The organism is Pantoea sp. UBA5923, from assembly GCF_002431095.1.
Classification (GTDB): domain Bacteria; phylum Pseudomonadota; class Gammaproteobacteria; order Enterobacterales; family Enterobacteriaceae; genus Pantoea; species Pantoea piersonii.
On sequence record NZ_DJDN01000079.1, the window covers coordinates 1 to 10,901 of the forward strand.

Consider the following 10,901-nt stretch of genomic DNA (forward strand, 5'->3'; position numbering starts at 1 on the left):
GCCCTCGGCGGAAACGGGCCGCCATACCCTGATCTACCGGCTGTTTCCCGACGCAGGCGCGGTGCTGCATACCCATACGGTCAATGCGACGGTGCTGTCGCGGGTAGAAAAGGGCAGCGCGCTGCGGCTGGAAGGCTATGAAATGCAGAAAACCCTGGCGGGGCAGCATACCCATCTTGCGTGCGTGGCGATCCCGCTGTTTGATAACGACCAGGATATCAACGCGCTGGCGCAGCGCATTGAGGCATATGCCCGGAACAATCCGTTTCGCTACGCCTTTCTGCTGCGCGGCCACGGCTTAACCTGCTGGGGCCGGGACGTTAACGAGGCGCGTCGCCATCTGGAAGGTCTGGAATTTTTATTTGAATGCGAACGTCAGCGTCGCCTGCTGGAGGCTCTATGATCCGCGCCATTGTCACCGATATTGAAGGCACTACCAGCGATATCCGCTTCGTACATGAGGTGCTGTTCCCGTACGCGCGTCAGCATCTTGCCGCGTTTATCCGCGCGCAGCATCAGCAGCCCGACGTCAGCGCCGCGCTCGACGCGGTGCGCGCCGAAGCCGGGCAGCCGGAGGCCGATCTGGCGGCGGTAACGCAGATCCTGTTGCGCTTTATGGACGAGGATCGCAAATCCACCGGGCTGAAAGCGCTACAGGGGATGATCTGGCGCGACGGCTATGTGAACGGCAGCTTTACCGGTCATCTCTATCCCGACGTCCTGCCAGCGCTGCGCGCATGGCGGGAGCAGGGCGTTCAGCTTTACGTTTATTCTTCCGGTTCGGTTGCAGCGCAAAAACTGTTATTTGGCTACAGTGATGAAGGTGATATTACTGGCCTGTTTAGCGGTTATTTTGATACCCGCGTCGGCGCCAAGCGCGAGGTCGCCTCCTACCGCAATATTGCTGAAAAAACCGGCCTGCCCGCTGAGCAGCTGCTGTTCCTCTCCGACATTCGTCAGGAGCTGGATGCGGCAGCGGAAGCCGGATGGAATACAGTGCAGTTAATTCGCGGCCCCGCAGACAGCGAAAGCCGCCATCATCAGGTGAACACCTTTTCGGGAGTCGTTTTAGCATGAGTGCATTGACCATTTTTACCGATACCGAGGCCACGCTGCCGGTGTGGCACAGTACCGATGCGGAGATGATCCGCGAGCGGCTGAACGCAAAAAATGTGCGCTTCGAGCGCTGGGCGGCGGATCGCGATTTAGGCGAAAATCCAGAGCCTGCCCGCGTGATTGAAGCCTATCAGCACGCTATCGATCTGCTGGTGGCGGAGAAGGGCTATCAGAGCTGGGACGTCATCAGCATGCGCGCCGACCACCCGCAAAAAGAGGCGCTGCGCGAGAAGTTTCTCTCCGAGCATACGCATGGCGAAGATGAGGTGCGCTTCTTTGTCGAGGGCTCGGGCCTTTTCTGCCTCCACCTCGACGGTCAGGTCTATCAGATCCTGTGTGAGAAAAACGATCTTATCTCGGTGCCAGCGGGTACGCCGCACTGGTTCGATATGGGCTCGTCACCGCACTTCACCGCCATTCGCATTTTCGATAATCAGGAAGGCTGGGTGGCACACTTTACCGGCGACGCCATCGCCGACGCCTATCCGCGCCTGCCTTAATGCCTGAGGGGCGCGCTGAGCGCGCCCTTTTATTCAGGGCTGAAAAATTCCCGCCTTTACCTCGCCCGGCGACACCGCGCCGGTATCCAGCACCCAGCCGCTGATCAGCGCTGCGGGCGTCACATCGAACGCCGGGTTATAGACGGCCGCCGCTTCCGGCGCCCACTGTACGCTGCCAAAACTGCCCGCCACGCCAGTGACTTCGCTGGCGGCGCGCTGTTCAACCGGTATGTCGCGGCCGCTGGCGCACTGGCGATCCAGCGTGGTGTAGGGCGCGGCGACATAGAACGGGATCTGGTGGTAGTGCGCCAGCACTGCGAGGCTATAGGTGCCGATTTTATTCGCCACGTCGCCGTTGGCCGCAATGCGGTCCGCGCCGACCCAGATCGCGTCGACCTGGCCGCTCGCCATCAAGCTGGCCGCCATCGAGTCGGTGATGAGCCGATAGGGGATCGCCAGCTCGCCCAGCTCCCAGGCGGTAAGCCGCCCGCCCTGCAGCAGCGGGCGCGTCTCATCGACCCAGACGCTCGCCACTTTGCCCTGCTGATGCGCGCGGGCGATAACGCCCAGCGCGGTGCCGACGCCCGCCGTCGCCAGCCCGCCGGTGTTGCAGTGGGTTAACAGGCGGCTGCCCGGTTTAACCAGCGCGCTGCCCGCCTCGGCGATGCTGTCGCACAGCTGACGATCCTCCTCCACCAGACGCAGCGCTTCATGACCCAGCGCGGCGACGAAATCCTCCTGCGCCAGCGCCTGTTTCATCCGGTCCAGATTATTCATCAGGTTGACCGCCGTCGGACGCGCGGCGCGCAATACAGCCAGCGCCTGCGCCAGCGCGTCGCGGCTGGCCCCCGCTTCGGCCAGCAGCGCCAGCAGCAGCGAGGCGGAGAGGCCGATCAGCGGCGCGCCGCGCACGCGCAGGGCATGGATATGGTCAATCAGCTGCGGCACGTCGTGCGCCGGAAGCCAGTTTTTTTGCTGCGGCAGCGCCTGCTGGTCAAGGATCCAGAGCTGATTGTCACGAACCTGTAAGCTGGTGGTGCGGAGTGTTTGCATTGTCTGTGAAAACCCTGTTGCGTTGTTATCACGTATTGTGCCAACATGCGGAACGGATGTATAGACGTCTGAACGGCTTATTATAGCGCCCTGGCGGGGTTTTCGTTGCAGAGACTTTTGTTGAGAGGAATGGCAATGTCGCAATACCGTACCTTCACCGCGGCTGACGCCGTAGCCTATGCCAGAGAGTTTGGCGGCGTAGAGGACCCCGCTTCGCTGGTCGCGGCGGAAGAGATAGGTGATGGCAACCTCAACCTGGTATTTAAAATTTTCGACCGCCAGGGCAACAGCCGGGTCATCGTAAAACAGGCCCTGCCTTATGTGCGCTGCGTCGGCGAGTCCTGGCCGCTGACGCTGGATCGCGCGCGGCTGGAGGCGCAAACCCTGGTCGAGCACTATAAATATTCTCCCCAGCACACGGTGAAGGTGACGCACTACGACGAGACGCTGGCGGTAATGGTGATGGAAGATCTCTCGAACCACCGCATCTGGCGCAGCGAGCTGGTGAAGGGCGCTTACTATCCGCAGGCGGCGACGCAGCTGGGCGAATATCTGGCGCAGACGCTGTTTCACACATCCGATTTTATGCTGCATCCCCACACGAAAAAGGCGGAAGTGGCGCGCTTTATTAATCCGGAAATGTGCGAAATCACCGAGGATCTTTTCTTTAACGACCCCTATACCGATCACGAGCGCAACAGCTATCCGCAGGCGCTGGAGCCGCTGGTCGCCAGCCTGCGCAGTGATGATGCGCTGCGGATCGCCGTTGCCGGACTGAAACACCGCTTTTTTGCAAACGCCGAAGCGCTGCTACACGGCGATATCCACAGCGGCTCGATATTCGTCGCCGATAACAGCCTGAAGGCGATCGACGCGGAGTTTGGCTATTTCGGCCCGATTGGCTTTGATGTCGGCACGGCGCTGGGCAACCTGCTGCTTAACTACTGCGGTCTGCCGGGGCTGCTGGCCCCGCGTGAGGCGGCGGAAGGGCGCGAGCTGCGGCTGAACGACGTGCGCGAGGTATGGAACAGGTTCGCCGCGCGCTTCCTGGCGCTGGCGCAAGAGAAAACCCGCGATGTAGCGCTGGCATACCCAGGCTATGCGCAGGCGTTTTTACGCAAGGTGTGGGCCGATACGATCGGCTACTGCGGCACCGAGCTGATTCGCCGCAACGTCGGCATGTCGCACGTTGCGGATATGAAGCTGATTAAGGATGAGGCGATGCGCACCGAGTGTATCCGCAGCGCCATTACGCTGGGACGCACGCTGATTCTGGCGGCGGATCATGTGGAAGATGTAGAAGCGCTGATTGCGCGTATTCGGCAGGCGGGCTAAGAGCGAGCAAAAGTCTCTTTTTACAGGCCGCGCACGCTCCTTGTGCGCGACCCTTTTGCTTACGCCGCCTCGCTTTCTCGCGCGGCCTTAACCGTCGGCTGCTTTACCGGCACCGCCAGCGCATCCGCTTCAAACTCGTCAACGTTAATGGCGCGCAGGCGGCTCGCTTCGGCGCGCGTCAGCACATCCGCCTCAGCGGCATCAATCCATCCCGCTTTAAGCGCCCGCTGCGCCAGCGCGTCGAGCCGGGTGAAAGAGAAGTGCTCTTTCTGCTGTTTGCACAGACGGTCGTGGATCGCTTCCGCCGCCATCACCTCCTGCAAGGCCTGCTCAAGCTGGCCCGCCGGGTTATGCTCGCTCGGCGTCAGATACTGGCCGCGTCCCAGACGCGTCCGGGTGGCGGAGGGCAGCTGCAGCAGCTTCGCCAGCTTATGATCCAGACGGTCGCTCGGCGCCGGGCAGTGCTTGCCACCGGCAAAAATCATCATGCGCAGCGCGCCAGCCGCCAGCGGATTCGGGAAGTTGCGCAGCAGATCTTCTATCGCCTGCTCGGCCTGATTCAGCGCATCCTGCACGCCCCAGTGAACCAGCGGCAGATCGGCCTCGTGACGGCCCTCATCGTCATAGCGCTTCAGCGTGGCGGAGGCGAGATAAAGCTGGCTCAGCACATCCCCCAGACGCGCTGAAATACGCTCGCGTCGTTTCAGACTGCCGCCGAGCACCGCCATCGAAACGTCTGCCAGCAGCGCCAGGTTGGCGCTCAGACGGTTGAGGTGCTGGTAGTAGCGGCGCGTGGCGTCGCGCGTCGGCGAGGCGCTGCTGCGTCCCGCCGTCAGGCCGAGCCACAGGCTGCGTACGGCGTTGCTGCCCACGTAGCCGATATGACTGAACAGGGCGGCGTCGAAGGCGTTGAGATCCTGACTCGCCGCCGCCGCCATCTCTTTCAGCACGAACGGATGACAGCGGATCGCCCCCTGACCAAAGATAATCATGCTGCGCGTCAGAATATTCGCGCCTTCTACCGTGATGGCGATGGGCGCGCCCTGATAGGCGCGGGCAAGGAAGTTATTGTTGCCAAGCATAATGCCTTTGCCGCCCGCGATATCCATGGCGTCCACGATAGCGCGCTGACCGCGATGGGTGCAGTGATACTTCACAATCGCCGACAGCACCGCCGGCTTCTCGCCCTGCATAATGCCGGTGGTAATCAGCGTCGCCGCGGCATCCATGACATAGGCATTACCGGCAATGCGCGCCAGCGGCTCCTCGATGCCCTCCATCTTACCGATAGAGACTTTGAACTGACGACGGATATGGGCATAGGCACCGGTCGCCAGCGCCACGCTTTTCAGGCTGCCGGTCGAGTTAGACGGCAGGGTAATGCCGCGTCCTACCGACAGACACTCAACCAGCATGCGCCAGCCCTGACCGGCCATCTGCGGGCCGCCGATGATAAAATCGATCGGCACGAAAATATCCTTGCCGCGCGTCGGGCCGTTCTGGAACGGCACGTTCAGCGGGAAGTGACGCTTGCCGATTTCGACGCCCGGCGTGCTGGTAGGGATTAACGCGCAGGTAATGCCCAGCGACTCGGTATCGCCCAGCAAACCATCAGGATCGGAAAGCTTAAAGGCCAGGCCTAACACGGTCGCCACCGGCGCCAGCGTAATGTAGCGTTTATTCCAGGTGAGGCGCATGCCCAGCACCTGCTTGCCTTGCCACTCGCCCATACAGACTACGCCGGTATCGGGGATGGCCCCGGCGTCGGAACCTGCCTCCGGGCTGGTCAGCGCAAAGCAGGGGATCTCGTCGCCGCGCGCCAGACGCGGCAGATAGTGATCTTTCTGCTCGTCAGTGCCGTAATGCTGCAGCAGTTCACCAGGGCCAAGCGAATTGGGCACGCCAACGGTAATCGCCAGAATGCCAGAGACGCCCGCCAGCTTTTGCAGCACGCGCGCCTGCGCATAGGCGGAGAATTCCAGGCCGCCATACTCTTTTTTAATAATCATGGCGAAGAAGCGCTGCTCTTTCAGATAAGCCCACAGCTCTGGCGGCAGATCTGCCATCTCATGGGTGATGGCGAAATCGTTCGCCATACGGCAGGCTTCTTCCACCGGCCCGTCGAGAAACGCCTGCTCTGCTGGCGTCAGGCGCGGCTGCGGGTAGTTATGCAGCTTCTGCCAGTCCGGCTTGCCCTGAAACAGATCGCCTTCCCACCAGGTGGTCCCGGCGTCGATCGCCTCTTTTTCAGTGCGCGACATCGGCGGCATCACCTGCTGAAAGCGTTGCAGCATCGGCTTCGAAAACATTGCGCGGCGCATTGAGGGCAGGTTAAACGGCAGCAGCACAATAGCCAGCGGCAGCAGCAGCCAGGGCGTCCAGAGGTGCGCCGCGGCCCAGCCGGCGGTCCACAACAGTAAAATCACGCTGCTCGCCGCCAGGGATACGCGGTGATAAAACAGGACGCTGATTAACACCAGCGTCGCGAGGATCGACACAACCATCATAATCACGGCTCCGTAAGTAGTAAGAGGTCTGACCTGTTATTGGTAGAGGTGTATGACACTGGCGATTAATTAGCAATCCGTTTACATCGCAATTACAACCTTACTCACAAAATCGGAAAGTCAGCTGCGCAGGGCGCGCGGGCTTTCACGCGGCGCACGCTTTGCGGCAACCCGCCATTCCGTTAAACTTGAAAAGTCACTCTTTTACTAACAAGGACATCCCTATGTACCAGGACATCATTCGCTCTGAGCTGAATGAAGCAGCGGATACGCTGAATACGTTCCTTAGCGACGAAGCGAACATTCACGCGATTCAGCGCGCGGCGGTGCTGCTGGCCGACAGCTTTAAAGCGGGCGGTAAAGTGCTCTCCTGCGGCAACGGCGGCTCCCACTGCGACGCCATGCACTTCGCCGAAGAGCTGACCGGCCGCTATCGCGAAAACCGTCCGGGCTATCCGGCAATCGCCATCTCCGACGTCAGCCATCTTTCCTGCGTCAGCAACGATTTCGGCTACGACTACGTTTTCTCACGCTATATCGAAGCGGTGGGGCGTCCGGGCGACGTGCTGCTGGGGCTCTCTACCTCCGGCAACTCCGCCAATATCATTAAGGCGATCGAAGCGGCGCGCGCGCAGGGCATGAAGGTGATTACCCTGACCGGCAAAGATGGCGGCAAGATGGCGGGCTCGGCGGATATCGAAATCCGCGTGCCGCACTTTGGCTATGCTGACCGCATTCAGGAGATCCACATCAAGGTGATCCATATCCTGATGCTGCTGATCGAAAAAGAGATGGTGAAATAAAAGTCCCGGCCGCCATCTTCTGTGCTGGCGGCCTTTCTGACTAAGGCGGTAGCTATGTGCGAATTGCTCGGGATGAGCGCCAACGTTCCAACCGATATCTGTTTCAGTTTTACCGGCCTGGTGCAGCGCGGCGGGGGAACCGGGCCGCATAAAGACGGCTGGGGCATCACCTTTTATGAAGACAGAGGGTGCCGCACCTTTAAAGATCCACTGCCGAGCTATAACTCACCCATCGCGCGGCTGGTGCAGGAGTACCCGATCAAGTCCCATTCGGTGGTGGCGCATATTCGCCAGGCGAATCGCGGGCCGGTCTCGCTGGAAAATACCCATCCCTTTACCCGCGAGCTATGGGGACGTAACTGGACCTATGCGCATAACGGGCAGCTAAAAGGCTATCGTCAGCTGGAAACCGGCCATTACCGCCCGGTCGGTGAGACTGACAGCGAGAAAGCGTTCTGCTGGATCCTGCACAAGCTGGCGACGCGCTATCCGCGCACGCCCGCTAACTGGCCGGCGGTGTTTCGTTATGTGGCGGAACTGGCGAGCGAGCTGCGGCAGAAAGGGGTGTTTAATATGCTGCTGTCAGACGGACGCTATCTGATGGCGTTCTGCTCAACCAATCTTTACTGGATCACGCGCCGCGCGCCCTTCGGCAAAGCGCAGCTGCTCGATCAGGACGTCGAGATCGATTTCCAGCAGCACACCACCGCCAACGACGTGGTGACGGTGATTGCGACGCAGCCGCTGACAGGAAATGAAACCTGGCACCGCATCGTGCCAGGCGAGTGGGCGTTATTCTGCCTTGGAGAGCGCCAGGAATGATTTAGACGCGGCTTCGGGATTAACAATCACCGGGCTGCTGTTATTCATCACATAGCTGCCGCTGGCGACGTTGACCGTCGGCGGCTGATGGTACTTCTCAAAATAGGCGTAACCCGGCTGCAGCTCGCGCCAGAAGCTGGCGTAGGTAGAGTAGCGATGGCGCTGCATATTGGTGTCGGTCATGCGGAACGGGAAGATGCTGATATTGACCTGCGCCTGGCCGTTACGCAGCGCCGCGTTCACGTAAGTGAAGATCTCATCCATATAGGCGTTAGTCATGGCGTAGCAGCCGATCGATTTGCAGTCGCCATGGATCATCAGATAGTTGCCGGTGTAGGCGTGTTCGCGATCGTACTGGTTAGGAAAACCGACGTTGATAGCGCGATAAAAGCGGCTGTCCGGCTTAAGCTGGTTTAGCCTGACGCTGTAAAATCCTTCCGGACTCTTAAAATCCCCTTCACGGCGCTTCGGTCCGAGGCCGCCGGAAAAGTTACAGATGCGGTAGGTATCGAGCAGGCGAAATTCGTTGCCGATTTTGCCATAAAGCTCCAGCGTGCGTTCTTCCTTGAATATCTGAATATAAACCGGCGTGCCGAGTAGCTGTTTCTTTAATTCTTTACTCACCGGCGTCGACATCTGCTGCGTCGGCTCGGGAGTCATTGCCATGCTGAGGGCTGGCATCAAAATCATCGCAAACAGAAGTGCGATTTTGCCCATGCTGTGTATACCTTGAGTGAGGAAGAACGGTGACGCGAAACGCGTCCAGACTTGCATTATCGGAAAACTCCGCTACCGCAGCGCAACATTAGCATTGTCTGTTTTTTTATCAAGACGCCGCCGGATAAATTCGCGTTTTCCTCAAGGTATGACGGCCAGAAATTTGTAAACTTTAATGGCAATTTGCGTTAATGCCCGCTTTCTTCCGCGCCCGAAGCAGCGGGCGCGCGGCGGCGCTTTTGCATCTGTACATCTATACAGTATCATAAGGTGTGGCGAAAACCTGATGGCGGGCAAGCGTGAAAATCATACATGTCGATATGGACTGCTTCTATGCAGCAGTGGAGATGCGCGACAATCCGGCGTTGCGCGATATCCCTATCGCCATTGGCGGCAGCCGGGAACGACGCGGCGTGATCAGTACGGCGAACTATCCGGCGCGTAAATTCGGCGTACGCAGCGCGATGCCCACCGCGATGGCGCTGAAGCTCTGCCCACATTTGAAACTTCTGCCGGGTCGCTTTGACGCTTATAAAGAGGCATCACAACAGATCCGCGATATTTTCCTGCGCTACACCCCTTTAATCGAACCGCTGTCGCTGGATGAGGCCTACCTGGACGTTACCGACAGTCCGCACTGTCACGGCTCCGCCACGCTGATTGCCCGCGAGATCCGCGCCACTATTCAGCGTGAGACGGGGCTGACCGCCTCGGCCGGCATCGCGCCGATTAAGTTTCTCGCCAAGATCGCCTCCGATCTCAACAAGCCCGACGGGCAGTACGTGATTACCCCGCAGGAGATGCCCGGCTTTCTGCTGTCGCTGCCGCTGGCAAAAATCCCTGGCGTCGGCAAGGTGGCGACAAAGAAGCTGGAAGAGATGGGGCTGCATACCTGCGCCGATGTACAGAAAGCGGACGTGGCGCAGCTGCTCAAGCGTTTCGGCAAGTTTGGCCGCGTGCTGTGGGAGCGCAGCCACGGCATTGACGAGCGCGGCGTGGTGGTAGAACGCGAGCGAAAGTCCGTCGGCGTCGAGCGGACGCTGGCGGAAGATATTCACAGCTGGGAAGCCTGCCTGGAGATTATCGATTTCCTTTATGCGGAGCTGGAGCGTCGCCTGACCCAGGTGCGCCCCGACAAACAGATTGCGCGGCAGGGAGTCAAACTCAAGTTCAATGATTTCCAGCTGACGACCCAGGAGCATATCTGGCCGGAGCTGAATAAAGAGGATCTGATTGCGGTGGCGCGTAAAACCTGGGATGAACGACGCGCCGGGCGCGGCGTGCGGCTGGTGGGGCTGCATGTGACGCTGCTGGACCCGCAGCTAGAGCGACAGCTGCTGCTGGGGCTGTAATCACAAAGGGCAAAACCAGCAGCATTCTGAACGGCGCCAGCGCAGGTAGCATCGACCAATCGCAACGTTGCGGCTCCTCATCCCTGAGCGATCGACCCGCCCAGTTGCTGGCGCGGGCCGTTTTGCTCATCGGGCGAGGCGACCTGCTTGCGAAGCAAGCTAGCCGTTAAGGTGCCGGATAGGTATAGCGGCGGTGAATCGCCTCCAGCCCCTCAAGCACCTCTTCGTTCAGCGTCAGGTTAAAGCTGTCGATATTGATCTTCAGCTGCTCGATGGTGGTTGCGCCCAGCAGGGTGCTGGCGACAAACGGCTGCTGACGAACGTAGGCCAGCGCCATCTGCGACGGATCCAGCCGATGCTTCTGCGCCAGCGCCACATATTCCGCGACCGCCTGCTGTGATTGCTCGCCGCTGTAGCGCGTAAAGCGGCTGAACAGCGTATTGCGCGCGCCGGCTGGTTTAGCGCCGTTAAGATACTTGCCGCTCAGCGTGCCGAAAGCGAGGCTGGAGTAAGCCAGCAGTTCAACGCCTTCATGCTGGCTGATTTCCGCCAGGCCCACTTCAAAGCTGCGGTTCAGCAGGCTGTAGGGGTTCTGAATGGTCACGATGCGCGGCAGCTCGTGCTTTTCCGCCAGCTGCAGGTAGCGCATCACGCCCCAGGCCGTTTCGTTCGACACGCCGATAGATCGGAAGAGCG

At 60.0% G+C, this 10,901-nt stretch carries 11 protein-coding genes; 7 read left to right on the forward strand and 4 right to left on the reverse strand.

Annotation, left to right across the window (positions count from 1 at the left end):
- The 3 genes from mtnB to B3797_RS18605 form a co-directional block, all read left to right on the forward strand.
- The coding region (gene mtnB / locus B3797_RS18595; protein ID WP_311791857.1) for a methylthioribulose 1-phosphate dehydratase at positions 1-403 on the forward strand (403 nt) is incomplete at its 5' end.
- Positions 400-1,077 carry an acireductone synthase gene (gene mtnC, locus B3797_RS18600; protein WP_311782207.1) on the forward strand — a complete coding sequence of 226 codons (678 nt, stop codon included), beginning with the start codon at positions 400-402 and terminating at the stop codon, positions 1,075-1,077. The genes mtnB and mtnC, both read left to right, overlap by 4 nt.
- Positions 1,074-1,616, forward strand: a complete 543-nt coding sequence (locus B3797_RS18605; RefSeq protein WP_311791858.1) for an acireductone dioxygenase — start codon at positions 1,074-1,076, stop codon at positions 1,614-1,616. Before mtnC ends, B3797_RS18605 begins: the two co-directional genes overlap by 4 nt.
- Before the next feature lie 33 nt (positions 1,617-1,649).
- Here B3797_RS18605 and mtnA read toward each other — a convergent pair whose 3' ends face one another.
- The gene (gene mtnA, locus B3797_RS18610; protein WP_311791859.1) at positions 1,650-2,669 is read right to left on the reverse strand and encodes an S-methyl-5-thioribose-1-phosphate isomerase; all 1,020 of its coding nucleotides are present in this window, start codon (positions 2,667-2,669) and stop codon (positions 1,650-1,652) included.
- Between the two features lie 135 nt (positions 2,670-2,804).
- Here mtnA and mtnK point away from each other — a divergent pair, with 135 nt between their 5' ends.
- Positions 2,805-4,004 (forward strand): S-methyl-5-thioribose kinase, encoded by a 1,200-nt coding sequence (mtnK, locus tag B3797_RS18615; protein ID WP_311791860.1) that lies wholly within the window; start codon positions 2,805-2,807, stop codon positions 4,002-4,004.
- A 59-nt stretch (positions 4,005-4,063) separates the two neighbouring features.
- Here mtnK and fadE read toward each other — a convergent pair whose 3' ends face one another.
- Positions 4,064-6,511 carry an acyl-CoA dehydrogenase FadE gene (gene fadE, locus B3797_RS18620; protein WP_311791861.1) on the reverse strand — a complete coding sequence of 816 codons (2,448 nt, stop codon included), beginning with the start codon at positions 6,509-6,511 and terminating at the stop codon, positions 4,064-4,066.
- Between the two features lie 224 nt (positions 6,512-6,735).
- On the opposite strand from fadE, the gene lpcA reads away from it, so the two are divergent.
- The gene (gene lpcA / locus B3797_RS18625) at positions 6,736-7,314 is read left to right on the forward strand and encodes a D-sedoheptulose 7-phosphate isomerase (RefSeq protein ID WP_033752849.1); all 579 of its coding nucleotides are present in this window, start codon (positions 6,736-6,738) and stop codon (positions 7,312-7,314) included.
- A 54-nt stretch (positions 7,315-7,368) separates the two neighbouring features.
- Complete coding sequence (locus B3797_RS18630) at positions 7,369-8,136, forward strand: class II glutamine amidotransferase (RefSeq protein WP_311791862.1); 768 nt, start codon at positions 7,369-7,371, stop codon at positions 8,134-8,136.
- Here B3797_RS18630 and dpaA read toward each other — a convergent pair.
- Positions 8,107-8,853 (reverse strand): peptidoglycan meso-diaminopimelic acid protein amidase, encoded by a 747-nt coding sequence (gene dpaA, locus B3797_RS18635; RefSeq protein ID WP_126689197.1) that lies wholly within the window; start codon positions 8,851-8,853, stop codon positions 8,107-8,109. The genes B3797_RS18630 and dpaA overlap by 30 nt on opposite strands.
- A gap of 299 nt (positions 8,854-9,152) precedes the next feature.
- Here dpaA and dinB point away from each other — a divergent pair, with 299 nt between their 5' ends.
- On the forward strand, positions 9,153-10,205 hold the full coding sequence (gene dinB, locus B3797_RS18640) for a DNA polymerase IV (protein ID WP_311782201.1): 1,053 nt from the start codon (positions 9,153-9,155) through the stop codon (positions 10,203-10,205).
- 166 nt (positions 10,206-10,371) lie between these two features.
- On the opposite strand, the gene B3797_RS18645 is transcribed toward dinB, so the two are convergent.
- On the reverse strand, positions 10,372-10,901 hold a 530-nt coding region (locus tag B3797_RS18645), incomplete at its 5' end, for an aldo/keto reductase (protein ID WP_311791863.1).